Source organism: Buchnera aphidicola (Formosaphis micheliae) (assembly GCF_039403185.1).
GTDB lineage: Bacteria > Pseudomonadota > Gammaproteobacteria > Enterobacterales > Enterobacteriaceae > Buchnera_C > Buchnera_C aphidicola_B.
On sequence record NZ_CP135047.1, the window covers coordinates 375,998 to 396,872 of the forward strand.

Genomic DNA, 20,875 nt, shown 5'->3' on the forward strand with positions numbered 1-20,875 from the left:
GATAAACATCTAATTATCTTATATAATCTAAAATAAACAAGAAATAGTACATATTTTTTATTAGATAAAAAATTATAATAATTTTTTATCTATTTTAAAGATAATTTAATATTCATACAAATTTGATATATTATGTATAGTATATAGTGAATTTAATATATAAAAAATTTTATTACTTTAAAAATAGGAAAAAATTATGTTTGAAACACTTACTAAACATATGTCAAAAATATTAGACAAAATATCCAATCAAGGTAGATTAACTGAACAAAATATACAAACTACATTAAGAGAAATACGAATAGCTTTATTAGAAGCTGATGTTGCTATATCTGTTATACAAAAAATTATGAGCTGTATTAAAGAAAAATCTTTAGGCAATAAAATCAATACTAGTCTTTCACCAGGACAAACATTTATTAAAATTGTCAAAAATGAACTAATTAATTTAATGGGTAAAAAAAATGATAAATTAAACTTAAATGACATACCTCCTGTTATTATATTATTTATAGGAATACAAGGAGTAGGTAAAACTACTAATTTAGTTAAAATTGGAAAATGGATTCAAGAAAAAAATAAAAAAAAAATACTTACTGTATCTACAGATATTTATCGATCTGCTGCTATTAAACAATTAGAAATATTATCTACTCAAGCAAATATTGATTTTTTTCTTTCACATTGTAATCAAAAACCAATTGATATAGTAGTAAAAGCATTAGAATATGCTAAATTAAAACTATATGATATTTTACTTATTGATACAGCTGGTAGATTACATGTTGATCAAAAAATGATGAATGAAATCAAAATCATACATAATACAATAAAACCGACAGAAACTTTATTTGTACTTGACTCTATGACTGGACAAGATAGTATTAATATAGTATCACAATTTAATCAATCTATACCAATTACAGGAATAATATTAACTAAAGTAGATAGTGATGCCAGAGGTGGAGTAGCCTTATCTGCACGTTATATTACTGAAAAACCAATAAAATTTATAAGTACAGGAGAAAAAATAGAAGCTTTAGAACCTTTTCATCCAGAAAGAATTGCATCACGAATTCTAGGAATGGGTGATATATTATCACTTATAGAAAACTTAGAAAATCATATTGAAAAAGATAAATCTAAAAAATTAAATGATGAATTTAACAATAAATTTAATCTAGATGATTTTTTAAAACAAATTAAACAAATGAAAAAAATAGGAGGAATTTCCAATTTAGTTAATAAATTACCACAATATAAAAGTAATGATAATATCAGTTTACATGATCATATAAATGACCAATTATTAAATAAATTTATAGCTATAATAAACTCAATGACTAAAAAAGAAAGACAAAACCCGGAAATAATTAAAGGATCACACAAAAGACGTATTTCTTTAGGTTCTGGAATAAATATACAAGATATTAACAAATTACTAAAACAATTTAACTATTTAAAAAAAATAATGAAAAAAATTAAACCAAATAATATGAGTAAAATGCTTAAAAATATAAAAAATATAAATTTTAAGAATTTATTTAATTAAATTTACAATCATTTCTCATATACATATAAAATATAACGTAAAACATATTAGTTAATATTATTATATATAACCATACAAAAATAAATATTTTAAGGATATTTTATGTTAAAAATAAGATTAGCTCGTCATGGTTCAAAAAAACGTCCATTTTATCAAATTATTGTTACTGATAGTCGCTTTCCAAGAAATGGACGATTCCTTGAACGCATTGGATACTTTAATCCAATTTATTCTTCTATAACATCACAAAATATATATATGAATAATGATAGAATAAATTATTGGATTCAAAAAGGTGCTATTATGTCTCAACGTACATATACTTTGATAAAAAAATACAAAAAAATAAATATTAGTAAATGACAATAACATATATAAATAAACCAATATATCCTTGTATTATTGGTAAACTCGGAGCAACATATGGAATATTAGGATGGATAAAATTGTTTTCTTTTACATCACAGAAAAATAATATACTAAAATATAGTCCATTGCTAATCAATTACAATTATAAATGGATAACTTTAAATATAGAGAATAAAAAATATCATAAAAATTTTATATTAATCAAAATAAAAAATATAGATGATCAAAATCAAGCAAAAAAATTAACAAATTCTTACATCGTTATAGAAAAAAATATGTTACCCAAATTAAAAAGTAATGAATACTACTGGAATGATATTATTAATTGTAATGTTATATCAATTAACAATGATTACATAGGAAAAGTAATTAAAATTATACAAACCGGTTCTAATGATATTCTAATCATTAAACAAAAAAAAACAAAAAAAGAAATACTAATTCCGTTTCTATATCAATCAGTGATAAAAAAAATTGATATTATCCATCAATTGATAATAGTTAACTGGAACAACATCTATAAATAAAAAATATTTTACAACATTCCTTATAAAATAATATGGTTTATTTTAATATAATTAGCATTTTTCCAGAAATATTTTCTGCCATTAAAAATCAAGGTATTATCAGTAAAGCTATTAAAAAAGGTATTATTCATTTAAACATATTTAATCCACGAGATTATACGCATGACAAGTATCGAACTATAGATGATCGTCCATATGGTGGAGGTTCCGGAATGTTAATGAAATTTGAACCTTTACTTAATGCAATTAAACAAGCAAAAAAAATAAAAAATAAAGTAACAAAAATAATATATCTTTCTCCAAAAGGAAAACCTCTTAACCAAAAAAATATTATTAAGTTAGCTAAAATAAATAATTTTATTATAGTATGCGGGAGATATAAAGGAATAGACGACAGATTAATTTCCCACCAAATCGACGAAGAATGGTCAATAGGTGACTATGTTGTTACTGGAGGAGAATTGCCAGCGATGATATTTATTGATGCTTTATCTAGATTAATTCCAGGTGTCATAGGAAATCAAGAATCAATAGAAGAAGATTCTTTTTATAATGGATTACTTGACGCTCCTCAATTTACCAGACCTAAAAACGTTTTAGGTATGTCTGTACCAAAAATATTACTATCAGGGCATCATGAAAAAATAAAACAATGGAAAATAAAGAAATCTCTAGGAATAACTTGGTTAAAAAGACCAGATTTATTAAATAAATTAACTTTAACTAAAAAACAAACAATGTTATTAACTGAATTCAAGCAAGAATGGTTTAAAACCATAAAAAATAAATTTATTTAAAGGATTCAAAAAATAATGAATATTATTCAAAAATTTGAACAAAATAACCTTAAACAAGACATACCTCAATTTAAGTCTGGAGACACTTTAGAAGTACAAGTGTGGGTATTAGAAGGTGCAAAAAAAAGAATTCAATCTTATGAAGGTGTAGTAATTGCAGTACGTAACCGTGGTTTACATTCGTCTTTTACTTTAAGAAAAATTGCTCATGGTGAAGGAGTGGAAAGAGTATTTCAAATACATTCTCCTATTATTTCTAAAATTCTAGTAAAAAGAAATGGTTCAGTAAGACAAGCTAAACTCTATTACTTAAGGACAAGAAAAGGAAAAGCAGCTCGAATTAAAGAAAAAATAAATATAATAAATAAAAAATAACATACTAATAATGCATCATAAAAAATTATCCATGCAGTCATATATTATTAATATTTTTGACTGCATATTAATGTAATTAATACTATTATAATATAAATTATTAAACCATTCCACCTACCGTTAAATGATTTATTTTTATAGTTGGCTGTCCCACACCAACAGGCACGCTTTGCCCATCTTTTACACAAATACCAACACCTTCATCCATATATAAATCGTCTCCCACCATTGAAATATCATTCATACTCTCTAATCCAGATCCAATGAGCATTACCTTAGTAATTGGTTTAGTAATTTTACCCCTTTCTATTAAATATGCCTCAGAAGTAGAAAAAACAAATTTACCAGAAGTAATATCAACCTGCCCTCCTTTAAAATTAACTGCAAATATACCATATTTTACACTACTAATAATATCCATAGGTTTAGATACACCAGATAACATGTAAGTATTTGTCATACGTGGCATAGGTAAATAAGCGTAAGATTCTCTTCTACCATTACCAGTAAGTTTTGCATCCATCAAATTAGCGTGAAACTTATCTTGCATATAATTTTTTAAAATTCCTTCTTTAATTAATACATTGTATTTACTTGGAACTCCTTCATCATCTATATTTAATGAACCTCTTCTATGTTGCATTGTGCCATCATCAACAATTGTACATAATCGTGATGTGACTTTTTGTCCTATTTTTTTAGAAAAAACAGATGTTTCTCTATAATTAAAATCACTCTCTAACCCATGACCTACAGCTTCATGTAATAATACACCTGGCCATCCAGCACCTAAAACTACTGGAAAACTACCTGAAGGAGCACAATCAGCAAATAAATTTAATAATGCTATTCTTACCGCTTCTCTAACTAAATATTCAATATATGTACTTCCAGATAAATGATTCATTAAAAAATAACCGTAATCTTTTCGAATCCCTCCTCCACTTTGACCAGATTCACGTTTGCCTTTATCTTCAACTACTACTGTTATAGAAAGATGTACTAATGGTCGAATATCTGCAGCTAATGTACTATCTGTAGCTACAATCAATACTTGTTCATATTTTCCACTTAAAGTTGCATTTACTTTTATAACTCGTTTATCTATTTTTCTAGCTAAAATATTTATATTATTTAAAATTTCTATTTTTTCTTGATACGAAAAACTATTTAAAGGATTTATATATTCATACAAAATTTTATAATCTACTTTAGATAATTCTTTTATTGTTTTATTAGATTTGTTATTAAATATTTTTTTTACTGAATTAACACTATTTTGTAAAGCATTTAATGTAATGCTATTGGTATAAGCAAAACTAGTAGTAAATTTATTAATTCCACGAACTCCAATTCCTTGGTCAAAACTATATATACCTTCTTTTACAATATTATCTTCCAAAACCCAAGATTCTTTAAAGATAGATTGGAAATATAAATCAGAATAATCAAAATTTTTTTCTGATAAATCACTTAATACTAAAAATATATCATTTATGCTGATTTTATTAGTATCTAATAATTGTTCCTTTACTAAATTGAATATCATTATTTTTCTCTTGTAACAATGCATTAATATTGATAAAAAACATAATATATATATATTATGAAATAATTATGAAATATTTCATAGTATCGAATACTAAAAAATAGTTTATTGATATATTATTTAATGTTAATACTACATTAATTAAATTAGATAAAAAACTTCATAAAAATATAATAATAATAATTATATATTTATTTTATTAAAATTTTTATATGTACTCAATATATTTTTGATAAAAAAATATTTCATTTGTTTACATTTTATTATTTTTAATTTTAGTATATCACTAAAATAATTTTATAACTTTAAAAAATATAAAAATTTTTAATAAAGGAAAAAATATGAATAACAAAAAAAATATTTTACTAATTAACGGACCTAACATTAATCTTTTAGGTTCCAGAGAAACTAAAATATATGGTCATTATACGTTAAATCAATTATTGGACGAATTAAACAAAATAGCTACAAAATATAATGTAAAACTGCATCACATACAATCAAATGCTGAACATATATTAATTGAACATATCCATCAAGCTAAAAAAAATATTGATTATATTATAATTAATCCAGCTTCGTTCACACATACTAGTATAGCTTTAAGAGATGCTCTTTTAGCTGTAAATATTCCTTTCATAGAAATACATATTTCTAATATCTATTCAAGAGAACAATTTAGATCTAATTCATGGTTTTCTGATATTGCAGACGGTGTTATTTCTGGTTTTGGAATAGATGGATACGTTTGGTCATTAAAAAGTGCTATAAAATACGTTCAATCTACTAATTCACTTAAATAATAAATACATAAATACTTATCAAAATATTTTATATTATTAATATCATCACATATTTAATATATTAACATTTAGTATATAACTCAATTATTTATTGTTTTACAATTTCTCTTCTATTAAGGCATTGTAAAACAATATTAATATATATATTTTAATTTACTTAAAATATTTAATGATATAATTATTTTAATTTAATACATTTAATAATATTAATTATCCTTGTCTTAATACATCTATTAAATGAAGCATATCTTTTGGTAATTGAATTGCAATCGTCATTAACTGATTAGATTTAGGATGCATAAAAATTAATTTACACGCATGTAATGCTTGTCTGGAAAAACTTTTTAAAGTTTTAATTCCTAATGTTGACATACCTTTAGGTAAATTAAATGAATTTTTATATACAGGATCACCCAATATAGGATGTTTTATATGTAAAAAATGCACTCGAATTTGATGAGTTCGTCCAGTTTCTATTGTTATACGTAAATGAGTATGATATTGGAAACGTTCAATAATTCTATAATGAGTTTTAGCATATCTACCATTAGCATTAACAAACATTTTAGTTCTATTTTTAAAATGACGTAAAATTGGCGCTTCTATAATACCACCTGTGATAATGTTACCAATAACTATAGCTTCATATTCACGAACAATAGATCTAATCTTTAAAGCATGTTTTAACTTATTATAAGAAAATATATTCTTTGCAATTAACATTAATCCCGTGGTATTTTTATCTAATCTATGAATAATACCTGCCCGTGGTATATTAAAAAATAAATTATTTTTATATAATAAAGCATTTAAAATAGTATTATCTACATTTCCAGCTCCTGGATGTACAACAACATTTTTTTGTTTATTAATTACTAAAATATCATCATCTTCATATACAATATTTAACAAAATATTTTTAGCAAACACTTCTGCTTCATCTGTAACAATATATATTGTTACAACATCTCCCTGTAACACCTTAAAATTAGGTTGTTGTACAATATCCCCATTAACAGAAACATACCCATTTAATATCATTTTTTTTAACATAGTTCTTGAATATTCATAAAACATAACTGATAACGTTTTATCTAAACGCTTATTTTCTACTGATAATAAAGGAATAATAGCTGAAATTTTTTTTTTCCATAATAATTACCTTATTAATAAACATTGATAAAAATCTAATAAAAAAATTTTATTAATATAATATAATGTTAAAACAATCTATTATTATTAAACAACAAAATTTTTTTAAAAAATATAATAAATATTATTGATTAATGATTTTTTATATCAAATATTATAGACAGCAATTATTACTAACATAATAAAATATGTTTAAATTAAAACGGACATAAAAATGTATCAATCAACAAAAATAATACGACAACGTTTTATAAATTTTTTCCATGAAAAAAAACATAAAATTATTAAAAGTAGTTCATTAATACCAATTAACGATCAATCAATTTTATTTACTAATGCAGGAATGAATCAATTCAAAAATATTTTTTTAGATACAAATCAAAATTATAAATATTCAAAAGTTGTAACTAATCAGTACTGTCTTCGTACAGGAGGAAAACATAATGATTTAGAAACTGTAGGTTATAGTATTCGTCATCATACATTTTTTGAAATGTTAGGTAATTTTAGTTTTGGAGATTATTTTAAAAAACAAGCTATTCTATATGCTTGGGAATTATTAACCTCAAAAAAATGGTTTGCATTACCAAAAGAAAGATTTTTAATTACCGTTTATAAAACAGATGAAGAAACGTATGAAATATGGAAAAATGTTATAGGAATTCCAGAAAATAGAATTATATCCATTGGTGACAAATGTCATAATTCTCCTTATATATCAGATAATTTTTGGTATATGGGTGAATCAGGTCCCTGTGGTCCATGCACCGAAATATTTTATAATCAAGACTCTATTAACCCATCTACAATGACGTTATCTGACGATCAAATAAAAAAATATTTTGAAGTATGGAATATCGTTTTTATGCAATTCGATAAAAAAAAAGATGGATCATTTTGCATGTTACCCAAACCATCTATAGACACTGGTATGGGATTAGAACGTATTGCATCAATAATACAAAATGTATCTTCTAATTATGAAATAGACATATTTAAAGAATTAATTCAAAAAATAGAGAAAATTAACCGAATTAAACATAACCTAAAAAATAATATATCATTACGTATCATTGCTGATCATATTCGAGCATGTTACTTTATGATTTCAGAAAATATTATTCCTTCGAATGAAGGGAGAGGATATGTATTACGTCGTATTATTCGTAGAGCTTCACGTCATGGATATTTATTAGGTATAAAACATGCTTTTCTTTATCAATTAATTAATAGCGTTATATGTGCAATGAACATTACTGATAATTATTTAATTCAAAAAACAGAATACATTAAGTCAATTTTAATGCAAGAAGAAGTAAAATTTAATTACACTCTGGAAAATGGATTAAAATTACTCAACACAGAAATAAAAAAAGTACATAATGGAATCATAGATGGTGAAGTAATATTTTATTTATATGATACTTTTGGTTTTCCAGTAGATTTAACTAAAGAAGTATGTATAGAACATAATATTAAAATAGATGAAATAGGTTTTAAACATGCTATGGATCAACAAAAAAAACGTTCTAGAGATACAAAAGTATTCAATAGTAACTATAAACATTTTAATTCCATAGATCAAAAAACTATATTTATGGGTTATACATTAAACCAAACTAAATCTACTATAATAAATATTATAATTAATAATCAATTTAAAGATACTATGATGTTAGGAGAAAAAGGAATTATATTATTAGATAAAACACCATTTTACCCTGAATCTGGTGGACAAATAGGTGATATAGGACATATTTATAATGATACAGGAACTTTTACAGTAGAAAATACAAAAAAAAACAATGATACAATTTTTCATATAGGTACCATAACATCTGGATATTTAACAAAAACACATGACGTCACTGCTAATATTGATAGTAAAATACGTACATATATTGAAAAAAATCACTCAGCTACACATTTACTTAATTCTGCTTTACGAAAAATATTAGGAAATCATATATATCAAAATGGATCGCTAGTTAAATCTGACTTAATTCGTTTCGATTTCTTTCATAATCAACCTATGACGTTACTAATTGTACAAAATATAGAACAGTTAGTTAATAAATATATTTTTCAAAATAACAGCATAAAAACAAAACAAATAAGCTTAGAAGATGCTAAAAACAAAAATATAACAAGATTACTTAACAAAACATACCATGATAATGTACGTGTAATTTGCATAGATAAACATTCTCAAGAACTTTGTGGAGGTACTCATACAAAAAAAACAGGAAATATAGGATTATTTAAAATAATAACACAACGTAGTATTGCTTCTAATATATATCGAATAGAAGCTGTAACAGGAGAAATAGCATTAAAATTAATACATGAACAAGAAAATAATATTCAAAAAATATGTTCATTACTTAAAACTAATAAATATATATTAAATGATAGTATCAAAAAAATAATATCTCATAACAACCATTTAAAAAAAGAACTTAATGAACTACAAGATAAAGAAGTACTACATAATGTTAATCTATTAATTAAACAAACAAAACAAATTAAACATGTTACATTATTAATAAACACATTAAAAGATAAAAATATTAAAATAATACATTTGATTATTAATGAACTAATTAATAAATTTCAACATTCGATAATAATTTTAGCAAATATTTTGCATAATAAAGTAACTATTATTGTAAGAATTACTAAACATGTTAGTAAACTAATTAAAGCAAACGAATTAATTAAAATAATATTAAACGATATTAACGGAAAAGGAGGCGGTAATGAATCTATGGCTGAAGGAGGAAGTACATATCTACAAAAATTACCAAAAGCATTTAAAAATATTGAGTTATGGATAAATTCAATTTTATAATGTACATGTATTAAATTAATTAATACTATTTTATATATTTAACACTCTTATGCTATGATACTCAATACAAAATAAAATAATTCTAATCTTATAAACATATTCAAATATAATATATATAAACATATCTTTACGGTCTACTGTAAATCTCATATGATAGAATATGCAGGTAGGAATTAAATAAGCTATATTTACTCAATTATTAAAGGAGCAAAAAATGCTTATTTTAACTCGTCGAGTTGGAGAAACTCTTATAATTGGAGATGAAGTAACTGTAACAGTACTAGGAGTCAAAGGAAATCAAGTTAGAATTGGTGTCAATGCCCCTAAAGAAGTTTCAGTACATCGTGAAGAAATTTACCAACGTATCCAAGCAGAAAAAAATCAAAAATCCAATTATTAACCAATCATAGCGTATCTTACTAAAATAATACACTGTAAGATACGCTATCATTTAATCTATTTTTCGTATAACTCATTTTTAAAAAAAATTGACTTACTCAATAAAAAAGTAATATAGTAATAAAATTAGTAAAATTTAAAAATTATTAATACACAATTAATTAGGTGAGATGGCCGAGTGGTTGAAGGCGTTCCCCTGCTAAGGGAGTATGTAAATAAAAATGCATCGAGGGTTCGAATCCCTCTCTCACCATAATTTTAAAATAGCATCCGTAGCTCAGTTGGATAGAGCACTCGGCTACGAACCGAGAGGTCGAAGGTTCAAATCCTTTCGGATGCAAATTAAAAAATATTCTCTATAAAATTAAAATTTTACATATATATAAAAATTAAATATTTTTACTAAAACAGAAATAATTTATTGTATAATACTAATACTATAATTAATTTATATATAATAAAAATTAATTTATTTACAATTAGGAGGTTTAATTGATTCCTAATATATCATCAGTATTATGTTGGCTAAAATGTAATCCAAATATATTAGACAATATTACCAGAGGAATTGAAAGAGAAACATTACGAATAAAAATAGATGGAAACATGCCAACAACAAATCATCCCTATCAAATTGGTTCGTCTCTAACACATAAATGGATAACTACTGATTTTTCTGAAATATTACTAGAATTTGTAACTCCAAAGTCTACTAATTTAAATAATCTTATTGATATATTATATGATTTACATAAGTATACTAGTGAAAATATTAAAAATGAATATCTCTGGCCATTCAGTTTTCCATATTATATAACACCACATTGCGCAATAAAATTAGCTAAATATGGAACATCTAATCTCGGTAAAATAAAAACACTATATAGAACAGGTTTAAAAAACCGTTATGGCAGTTTAATGAATATGATTTCAGGGGTACATTATAATTTTTCTTTATCTATTAATTTTTGGAAACAATGGAAAAATATTACTAATATAAAAAATATACAAAATATTATTTCTTCCGAATATTTTAAATTAATTAGAAATTATCATAAATTTGGTTGGATAATTCCATATTTATTTGGTGCTTCTCCTGTTATTGAACCATCTTTTATAAAAAATAAAAAATCTAACATTACATTTAAAAAAAGTCCAAACAATTTACTTTACCTACCATGGTCTACATCATTAAGACTGAGCTCTATCGGTTATAACAATAGCAAAACCTCTGATATAATGAATGTGTCATTTAATAATCTTACAGATTATATTAATTCATTAAAAAATGCTATTAATACACCTTCTGAAATATTTAAAAAAATAGGTTTAAAAAATAAATTAGGTAATTTTAAACAAATTAGTAATCACTTACTTCAAATGGAAAGCGAATTTTATACACATATCCGACCTAAACAAAAAACTACAACAAATGAATCATTATTAAATACTTTAAAAAACAAAGGAATAGAATACATTGAAATCAGATCATTAGATATTAATCCATTTTCACCTATAGGAATTGATATAAAACAAATATTATTTTTAGACTTATTTTTAATTTGGTGTTTATTCGCTAATTCATCAGAAATTCATAATACTGATATTAAATTATATAATAATAATTGGAATATTATTCTTCTAGAAGGAAGAAAACCTAATCAAATGATCAATGTTGACGGAAACAAAAAAAAAGAAAAATTGATATCTATCGGTAAAATAATATTTCATGATTTATATCATATAGCTGAAAATCTTGACAAAAATTCTAAAAATAATCCATACGAAAAAGTTTGTGATGAATTTATTCAATATTTTAAAGAACCTGAACTAACTTATTCAGGAAAAATATTTAATGAAATTATTACAAATGGAATAAATGAAACAGGATTAAAATTAGCAAGAAAATATAAAAAACAACTTATAGATAAAAAAATGAAATTTTTAAATTACAAAATTTTATATCAAGAAGCAATGTTATCTCATAAAAAAAGACAAAATATAGAAATGCACGATAAAATAAATTTTAAAACGTATTTAAAAAGATACAAAAAAATATTAACTAAATAATTGTGACCTTAAAAAACATATGTATGCAAATTATCTATATTAGATATAAAAATTATCTACAATTAATTATACAAATCAAAAATATATTATATATTTTAAATATACAAACAAATTATTTACTGATAATTAATTATTAAAAAAAATTAAATTTTTAGTATATTTTATTTTTATATAAAAAATTTATTAAATATATAACTAATTGTTACCTATATAAAATAAATATTTTAACTAATATTAATCCCATAAAATATATTTACTATATTTAAATATTATAAAAAAACAATACATGTATTTTATACTATATAAAATATGACATACATTTTAATCAGATTAATTTTAATTTCAACTACATAACTATACAAAAATATATGTATATTATCTATACATGTTTACTTAATTAAATAATCATTATTCCAAATTTTTGTAGGAGTAAAAATAATAGGAAGCAAAATATCCCATGAATAGACAGGAAAAAAAGATATAAATTGAAAATCATAAGCTAAACCAATTGGAACAATTGTATCTTTACAATTCTGCAATATTTTATCATAAAAACCTCCTCCCATTCCTAAACGATATCCTAAATTATTAAAAGCTATTAAAGGCACAAAAATAATATCTAATTGATTAATATCAATTATATCTCTATAAATTATCTTGGGTTCAAAAATATTAAATTTATTTAATACCAATTGAGTCGTGTGATTATATTTAATAAATAGTAAATTTCTTAAATGATATGGATCTATCACTGGTAAATAAACATTAATATTTTTATTTAACATTTGAGTAATTAATGGAAAAGTATTAATTTCTCCATCAAATGAAAAAAATATTGCAACATACTTAACATTATTAATTATATTATAATTTAATATTCTTTTATATAAATTTAAAGATGCTATCTTTTGTTCATTAAAAGATAGTCCATTACGTAATTTTCTTATATTGTTTCGTATATTTTTTCGTTTAGTAAAATCATCATTTGACATATGTTTATTTTTCTATTTTGTATCTAAAAATATTAATTATTTATTTTTTATTTTAAAATAATTAAAAACCCTATAAAAATAGTAATATTAAATATTTTTTATATCTATAAAATTTAGCACAAAATAAAATATATAATATTTTTTAAATTATCTGATTAAAAAATAATACACTTATTATATATATAATTTTTTTTATATAACTTATAAAATATACTATTATTTATAATATTTAACATACATTTAACTAAAAATATAAAATATATTAATATATTTAAAATAATTAAACAATACAATTAAAATCATTTATTTTTATGTATTTATAATTCATATATCAATATTTTTTTAATAATAAAAATAAAATCAAATCTTATGTCATTTTATTATTGTTTTAATTCCTAATTCAGTACCTATTAACAAAATATCTGCTTGTTTCAATGCAAATAATCCAACAGTTACTACACCTGGCAACGAATTAATAAAATTCTCTGTGTATATAGGATCATTGATATTTAAATTATGTACATCAATAATAATATTACCATGTTCTGTAATAACATTATTTCTTATTTTAGGTATACCTCCAAATTTTATTAATTCATCTGATACTAATGAATACGACATAGGAATAATTTCTACTGGTAAAGGAAATCTACCTAATTTATTAACCTTTTTAGTACTATCAACAATACAAATAAATCTATCAGCTACATAAGAAATAACTTTTTCCTTAGTTAATGCTGCTCCTCCTCCCTTAATCATTTGCATATTATCATTAATTTCGTCTGCACCATCCACATATATTGACAATGAATCAACCATATCTAATTCAAATACTGGAATACCTATACTATTTAAAATATTTGTTGAATGAATAGAACTAGATACTACTCCATCGATTGAATCTTTAATTTGAGACAAAGATTCAATAAAATATGATACCGTTGAACCACTACCTACCCCAATAATTGTTCCAGGACAAACGTAATCTAATGCTGCTAATGCTACAGATTTTTTTATTTTATTTAAAATTAACACATAAAACCTACATATTTTATTAAAAAACTATATTTATTCTAAATACTTATTGAGTAAAAATAAATGAATTATGTACCAAATCAAAAAAATAATAAATTTTATTATTTTAAAAAAAATAGATAATTATTTTAACATTAATTTGACTATTAATATTATTATATCTAATCTCATTTCATAATAATTTAAAATATTTTTTAAATACACTAATATTATATATTTAATAATGAATATTTTTTATTCATTTCTAAAATACATATCTGGGGTACCTGGATTCGAACCAGGGATGCCGGTATCAAAAACCGGTGCCTTACCTCTTGGCTATACCCCAAAAAATAATATTCTAATTTATACGGGAGACGAGAGTTGAACTCGTAAACCTTTCGGTGCCAGAACCTAAATCTGGTGCGTCTGCCAATTTCGCCACTCCCGCTCTAATTTGTATAGTAATGATGGCTACGATGGGAATTGAACCCATGACCTCAGCGTTATGAGTGCTGCGCTCTAACCAACTGAGCTACGTAGCCTAATATTATTGATAGATAAATTACATAAAAAATAAAAATTATTTAAAAACATTTGATACACTGTAATTTATTTTTATCTTAAACAAATTTAATATGAAATTATCATTAACTATAATTTTATACATGTATAATAAAGTTAAATTTAATAATTATCAATAAAAAATAAATTAATAAAACATTTATTATATAAAACTATATTTTAAAACATATTTCAATTATAGTACAGAAATTTTATGTATAATTTAAATTATTTTAACTAAAAAATATAAATTATATAACTAAAAAAAATGAAAAAAGATAACTATAAACAAACTAATTTTATAAAGCATATAATAGAAAAAGATCTAAAAAATAAATTAATTTCTGTGATAAAAACTAGATTTCCTCCAGAACCAAATGGATATTTACACATTGGACATGCTAAATCAATATGTTTAAATTTTGGACTAGCTACAGAATACGATGGAACATGTAATCTTCGTTTTGATGATACTAATCCAATGAAAGAAAATATAGAATATATTAATTCTATTAAAAATGATATTAAATGGTTAGGTTTTAAATGGAACAATGATGTTAAATTTTCATCTATGTATTTTGATAAAATATATAAATATGCTATAGAATTAATCAACAACGGATTAGCATATGTTGATCTTCTCAATCAAGAAGAAATACGTAAATATAGAGGTACTTTAAAAAAACCTGGAATAAATAGTCCTTATAGAAATCAAAGTATTGAAAAAAACTTATTATTATTTAAACAAATGAAAAATGGATTTTTTTCTACAGGAGAAGCTTGTTTACGCGCAAAAATTAATATGTGTTCTCCTTTTATAATAATGAGAGATCCTGTATTATATCGAATAATATTTTATGAACATCATCAAACTAAAAATACATGGTGTATATATCCAACATATGATTTTGCGCATTGTATATCTGATGCATTAGAAGGCATTACTCATTCTATTTGTACTTTAGAATTTCAAGACAATAGACGTTTATATGATTGGATACTAAATAAAATTAATATTAAATATCGAGCCTATCAATATGAATATTCTAGATTAAATATAGAATATACAATATTATCTAAAAGAAAATTAAACATTTTAGTAAAAAAAAATATCGTAACAGGATGGGATGACCCAAGAATGCCTACCATATCTGGACTACGTCGTCGCGGATATACGCCTAGTTCTATACGCACATTTTGTGATAAAATTGGTGTTACTAAACAAGACAATTTAATAGAAATGTCTTTATTAGAGTCATGTATTAAAAATGATTTAAATACAAATGCTCCACGTGCTATGGCAATACTTGATCCAATAAAAATACGTATCACTAATTTACCTACAAACTACTTAGAAATATTAATGGTACCAAATCATCCGAATCAACCAAACATGGGATATCGATCTGTTTATTTTACTAATGAATTATATATTGATCGTTCTGATTTTTATGAACAAGAAACAATAGAACATAATGGATTAATATTAGGAAAAGAAATAAGATTACGTTACAGTTATATTATTAAAGCACAAAAAATTAAAAAAGATAAATATAAAAATATAGTTGAAATTCAATGTATTTACGATAAAGAAACTTTAGGAAAACATCCTAAAAATAGAAAAGTAAAAGGAGTAATTCATTGGTTATCAACAAAAAATACACGACCTGCTATTTTTAATTTATATGATAAATTATTTAATATAAAAAATCCAGAAAAAGAAATAAATTTTTTGCAACATATCAACACCGAATCATTAATTATAAAAAAAGGATTTGTAGAACTGAATCTTTTAACAACAAATATAAGCAACGTATACCAATTCGAACGAATAGGTTATTTTTGTTTTGATAAACAAATAAATAACACTATTGCTACATTTAATCGTATTATTTCTCTAAATATTAACAAAACAAAAAAAAAATAATTTTTATAATAAAGTTGAATATAATAAAAAAATTATTCAACTTTATTTGAATAATTTTAAAAAAATAAACTGATTAAAATTTATTGTCTAATTAAAAATTATTACTCTAAATTATATATTACATCATATTAACGTTAGCTTGTTATATCGTCATGACACACACTACTAAATCTATTTACTAAAAATAAAAAATATCAGATACATATTATATAATTGATACATAACTCTGATAGATATTTTAAATCTAAACTAATATAAATTCTTATTATTGTAATCTTTATATATTTATATATAAAGATTATATGTTCTATTTCAACTAAACTCTGTGGTTATTAACTATGGCTACACATTATATTTTTATTACCGGTGGAGTAGTTTCATCTTTAGGTAAAGGAATTATTGCAGCTTCTATAGGAGCTATTCTAAAAGCAAGAAAAATGAATATAACTATTATGAAATTAGATCCATATATTAACGTAGATCCAGGAACAATGAATCCTACTCAACATGGTGAGGTATTTGTTACTGAAGATGGAGCAGAAACAGATTTAGATTTAGGTCACTATGAAAGATTTATTCAAAATAAAATGACACGTTATAATAATTTTACAACAGGTAGTATTTACTCTGAAGTGTTAAAAAAAGAAAGAAAAGGAGATTATCTTGGAAAAACTATTCAAGTAATACCTCATATTACTAATGAAATAAAAAATAGAATTATAAAAGGATCGAAAAACTATGAACTCGCCTTAATTGAAATTGGAGGAACAGTTGGCGACATTGAATCCTTACCATTTTTAGAAGCTATTAGACAAATGGCCGTTGACTTAGGTAGAAAAAATGTTATATATATACATTTAACATTAGTTCCATATCTTAATGTTACTAAAGAGATAAAAACCAAACCTACTCAACATTCTGTAAAAGAATTATTATCTATAGGAATTCAACCTGATATTCTAATTTGCCGTTCAGCGCATGAAGTATCTAAAAATGCAAAAGAAAAAATTGCTTTATTTTGTAATGTATCTGAAAAAGCAGTTATTTCATTAAAAGATGTTAATTCTATTTATAAAATTCCTAAATTATTAAATTTACAAAAAATAGATGATTTTATTTGCGAACGATTTAATATTATAGCTCCTGCAGCTAATTTATCAGAATGGGATCAAGTTATTTACAATGAAGAAAATTCTAAAAATAAAGTAACTATAGGTATAGTAGGTAAATATGTTGAATTACCAGATGCATATAAATCTGTTATTGAAGCTTTAAAACATGGAGGATTAAAAACAAAAACTAAAATAAAAATAAAATTTATTAATTCTCAAGATGTCGAAAAAAAAGGAGTATCATTATTACATAATTTAAATGGAATTTTAGTACCAGGTGGATTTGGAAATAGAGGAATTTTAGGAAAGATAATATCTGTACGCTATGCTCGTGAAAAAAACATACCCTATTTTGGTATATGTTTAGGTATGCAAATAGCATTAATAGAATTTGCTCAAAATGTATTGGGAATGAAAGATGCAAATTCTACAGAATTTGTTCCAAAATGTAAATATCCTATAATTACTTTAATAAAAAAATGGATAGATAAAAACGGAAAAACAAAAATAAAAAATAAACGTGGCAATTTAGGAGGAACTATGAAATTAGGTAGTCAAATATGTATATTAACTGAGAATAGCTTAAGCAAAAAATTGTATGGAAAAAATACAATAAAAGAACGACATCGTCACAGATATGAAGTAAATCTAATATTGTTAAAAAAAATAGAAAAATATGGATTGTTAATTAGCGGAAGATCCAAAAATGATAAATTAGTTGAAATTATTGAATTATTAGATCATCCCTGGTTTATTGCTTGTCAATTTCATCCAGAATTTACATCAACACCTATCTGCGGTCATCCATTATTTATTGGATTTATAAAAGCAGCTAAAAAAAATAACATAACAATTTAATTTACATATTAATAAAGAGAAAAAATGTTTAAAATAATAAAAACAATATCTAGAGAAATTATAGATTCTCGTGGACATCCAACCATAGAAGCTGAAGTACATTTATCAGGAGGATCTATTGGTATAGCTTCTTCACCTTCAGGAGCTTCTACAGGATCCAGAGAAGCTATTGAATTAAGAGACAATGATATATCAAGATTTTTAGGAAAAGGTGTTACCAAAGCAGTTTCATTAATAAATGGACCTATAGCTTCTGCTATTTATAAAAAAGACGCAAGAGAACAAAAAAATATAGACAGAGTAATGATTGATTTAGATGGCACAAATAATAAATCTAATCTCGGCGCAAATTCCATTTTGGCAGTGTCATTAGCTGTCGCAAAAGCAACTGCAATAGCTAAAAAAGTACCTTTATATCAACATATATCTGATATTAATGAAACTTCTGGAATATTTTCTATGCCTTTGCCTATGGTGAATATTATTAATGGAGGAAAACATGCTAATAACAACTTAGATATACAAGAATTTATGATACAACCTATTTGTGCTAACAGTATGAAAGAATCTATTCGTATATCTTCAGAAATATTTCATACTTTAGCTAAAATATTAGAAGAAAATAATATGAATACATCTGTAGGAGATGAAGGAGGATACGCTCCAAAACTACATTCTAATGAATCAGCTTTACAACTTATCCAAAACGCTATTGAAAAATCTGGATATAAATCAGGAAAAGATATTACTTTAGCAATTGATTGCGCAGCATCAGAATTATATAATTTTAATACAAAAAAATATTCATTAAGTAATGAAAAAAAATGTTTTAGTTCAAAAGAATATACTCATTACTTAGAACAATTAATTAATAAATATCCAATAACATCAATAGAAGACGGACAAGATGAATCAGATTGGGATGGTTTTCTTTATCAAACGAAAACAATAGGTAATAAAATACAAATTGTAGGTGACGATTTATTTGTAACTAATAAAAAAATTTTGAAAAAAGGTATTAAAAAAGGAATTGCCAATTCTATTTTAATTAAATTAAATCAAATTGGTTCGTTAAGTGAAACACTAGATACTATAAAAATGGCTAAAAAAGCTAAGTATACTGTAATTATTTCACACAGATCTGGAGAAACAGAAGATACTTCTATAGCAGATTTAGCTGTAGGAACAGCTTCTGGACAAATTAAAACAGGTTCTATGAGTAGATCTGAAAGAACTGCAAAATATAATCAATTAATAAGAATTGAAGAAATATTAGGAAACAAATTAGCTCCATTTAATGGAATAAAAGAAATAAAAAATTACAAATTATACTAAAATATAAACATATATCAAATAATATAATAATTAAAGTAAATATATTTATATAAAATTATGTTTTTTTAATTAAAAATATAAACATCGTCTATATAATCAAAACACATGAAAATACTATCATATATTAATATTTTAACATTGAATTCATTGTAATTTATAAAAATATTTTATTGTAATCAACTCAATATAACCGTTTTCTTGATAACATATCATATCTCTAATTTATCAATAGTATTACATTATTTATTAATATATCTTCATTAATTAATATGAAGATATATTAACTGTATATATAAAAAGTAAATTTTTTATAAAATAAAAATAATAAAAATTTTATATTATATAAACATATAATATAAAATTAAAATGTAATTTTATAAATAACTTTTTTATATAAAAATTTTAAAAAAATATTTAATATATTTACATAAAATATCATATATAAAAATTAATTTCTTATTTGTTTCTCAATTATTTTTTTATAATTAAATTGTTAATAATTATATTTTAAAAAAATATTTTTTATACAAATTAATTAATAACAATATTATTTTATATAATTCATTTTCATATACTAATTTATTAATTATATTACATATATTATATATTATTTAATAATATTTAAAATA

The 20,875-nt window shown here is 23.0% G+C and carries 16 protein-coding genes and 5 tRNA genes; 14 read left to right on the forward strand and 7 right to left on the reverse strand.

The annotated features are described in order from the left end of the window. Nucleotides 1-196: 196 nt before the first annotated feature. The 5 genes from ffh (at nt 197) to rplS (ending at nt 3,620) form a co-directional block, all read left to right on the forward strand. Nucleotides 197-1,552, forward strand: coding sequence for a signal recognition particle protein (gene ffh, locus RJX12_RS01580; protein ID WP_343192019.1), 1,356 nt, complete (start codon nt 197-199; stop codon nt 1,550-1,552). A 102-nt stretch (nt 1,553-1,654) separates the two neighbouring features. Then, complete coding sequence (rpsP, locus tag RJX12_RS01585; RefSeq protein ID WP_343192020.1) at nt 1,655-1,915, forward strand: 30S ribosomal protein S16; 261 nt, start codon at nt 1,655-1,657, stop codon at nt 1,913-1,915. Continuing rightward, a complete protein-coding gene (gene rimM, locus RJX12_RS01590) occupies nt 1,912-2,448 on the forward strand; it encodes a ribosome maturation factor RimM (RefSeq protein ID WP_343192021.1) in 537 nt (178 codons plus the stop codon). Before rpsP ends, rimM begins: the two co-directional genes overlap by 4 nt. A 32-nt stretch (nt 2,449-2,480) precedes the next feature. Next, nucleotides 2,481-3,245 carry a tRNA (guanosine(37)-N1)-methyltransferase TrmD gene (trmD, locus tag RJX12_RS01595; protein ID WP_343192023.1) on the forward strand — a complete coding sequence of 255 codons (765 nt, stop codon included), beginning with the start codon at nt 2,481-2,483 and terminating at the stop codon, nt 3,243-3,245. A gap of 12 nt (nt 3,246-3,257) precedes the next feature. After that, on the forward strand, nt 3,258-3,620 hold the full coding sequence (gene rplS, locus RJX12_RS01600) for a 50S ribosomal protein L19 (protein WP_343192391.1): 363 nt from the start codon (nt 3,258-3,260) through the stop codon (nt 3,618-3,620). A 100-nt stretch (nt 3,621-3,720) separates the two neighbouring features. Here rplS and tldD read toward each other — a convergent pair whose 3' ends face one another. Further along, a complete protein-coding gene (gene tldD, locus RJX12_RS01605) occupies nt 3,721-5,169 on the reverse strand; it encodes a metalloprotease TldD (protein WP_343192024.1) in 1,449 nt (482 codons plus the stop codon). A gap of 341 nt (nt 5,170-5,510) precedes the next feature. Between tldD and aroQ the strand changes: the two genes are divergently transcribed. After that, on the forward strand, nt 5,511-5,972 hold the full coding sequence (gene aroQ / locus RJX12_RS01610) for a type II 3-dehydroquinate dehydratase (protein WP_343192025.1): 462 nt from the start codon (nt 5,511-5,513) through the stop codon (nt 5,970-5,972). A 210-nt stretch (nt 5,973-6,182) separates the two neighbouring features. Here aroQ and rluD read toward each other — a convergent pair whose 3' ends face one another. After that, nucleotides 6,183-7,112 carry a 23S rRNA pseudouridine(1911/1915/1917) synthase RluD gene (gene rluD / locus RJX12_RS01615; protein WP_343192392.1) on the reverse strand — a complete coding sequence of 310 codons (930 nt, stop codon included), beginning with the start codon at nt 7,110-7,112 and terminating at the stop codon, nt 6,183-6,185. A gap of 226 nt (nt 7,113-7,338) precedes the next feature. Here rluD and alaS point away from each other — a divergent pair, with 226 nt between their 5' ends. The 5 genes from alaS to gshA all read left to right on the forward strand — a co-directional run bounded on the left by alaS (nt 7,339) and on the right by gshA (nt 12,444). Next, nucleotides 7,339-9,975, forward strand: coding sequence for an alanine--tRNA ligase (alaS, locus tag RJX12_RS01620; protein WP_343192026.1), 2,637 nt, complete (start codon nt 7,339-7,341; stop codon nt 9,973-9,975). 214 nt (nt 9,976-10,189) lie between these two features. Beyond that, a complete protein-coding gene (gene csrA / locus RJX12_RS01625) occupies nt 10,190-10,375 on the forward strand; it encodes a carbon storage regulator CsrA (protein WP_343192027.1) in 186 nt (61 codons plus the stop codon). A gap of 163 nt (nt 10,376-10,538) precedes the next feature. After that, nucleotides 10,539-10,627, forward strand: a tRNA-Ser gene (locus tag RJX12_RS01630). Nucleotides 10,628-10,640: 13 nt separating this feature from the next. Further along, nucleotides 10,641-10,714 (forward strand) — tRNA-Arg (locus RJX12_RS01635). Nucleotides 10,715-10,866: 152 nt separating this feature from the next. Next, the gene (gshA, locus tag RJX12_RS01640) at nt 10,867-12,444 is read left to right on the forward strand and encodes a glutamate--cysteine ligase (RefSeq protein ID WP_343192028.1); all 1,578 of its coding nucleotides are present in this window, start codon (nt 10,867-10,869) and stop codon (nt 12,442-12,444) included. 389 nt (nt 12,445-12,833) lie between these two features. Here the strand turns inward: gshA and RJX12_RS01645 are convergent, their stop codons facing one another. The 5 genes from RJX12_RS01645 to RJX12_RS01665 form a co-directional block, all read right to left on the reverse strand. Beyond that, entirely contained in the window at nt 12,834-13,436 is a 603-nt protein-coding gene (locus RJX12_RS01645; protein ID WP_343192029.1) for a 5-formyltetrahydrofolate cyclo-ligase, read from the reverse strand. A gap of 372 nt (nt 13,437-13,808) precedes the next feature. Beyond that, a complete protein-coding gene (gene rpiA, locus RJX12_RS01650; protein ID WP_343192030.1) occupies nt 13,809-14,471 on the reverse strand; it encodes a ribose-5-phosphate isomerase RpiA in 663 nt (220 codons plus the stop codon). A gap of 257 nt (nt 14,472-14,728) precedes the next feature. Beyond that, nucleotides 14,729-14,799, reverse strand: a tRNA-Gln gene (locus tag RJX12_RS01655). A gap of 20 nt (nt 14,800-14,819) precedes the next feature. Continuing rightward, nucleotides 14,820-14,901, reverse strand: a tRNA-Leu gene (locus RJX12_RS01660). 20 nt (nt 14,902-14,921) lie between these two features. Then, nucleotides 14,922-14,995: transfer RNA gene (locus RJX12_RS01665), tRNA-Met, on the reverse strand. A 287-nt stretch (nt 14,996-15,282) separates the two neighbouring features. Between RJX12_RS01665 and glnS the strand changes: the two genes are divergently transcribed. The 3 genes from glnS to eno all read left to right on the forward strand — a co-directional run bounded on the left by glnS (nt 15,283) and on the right by eno (nt 20,246). Then, nucleotides 15,283-16,941 (forward strand): glutamine--tRNA ligase, encoded by a 1,659-nt coding sequence (gene glnS, locus RJX12_RS01670; RefSeq protein ID WP_343192031.1) that lies wholly within the window; start codon nt 15,283-15,285, stop codon nt 16,939-16,941. 338 nt (nt 16,942-17,279) lie between these two features. Further along, nucleotides 17,280-18,911: a CTP synthase gene (locus RJX12_RS01675; protein ID WP_343192032.1), complete on the forward strand. Its 1,632-nt coding sequence runs from the start codon at nt 17,280-17,282 to the stop codon at nt 18,909-18,911. Between the two features lie 24 nt (nt 18,912-18,935). Then, on the forward strand, nt 18,936-20,246 hold the full coding sequence (gene eno, locus RJX12_RS01680; protein ID WP_343192033.1) for a phosphopyruvate hydratase: 1,311 nt from the start codon (nt 18,936-18,938) through the stop codon (nt 20,244-20,246). Nucleotides 20,247-20,875: the final 629 nt, after the last annotated feature.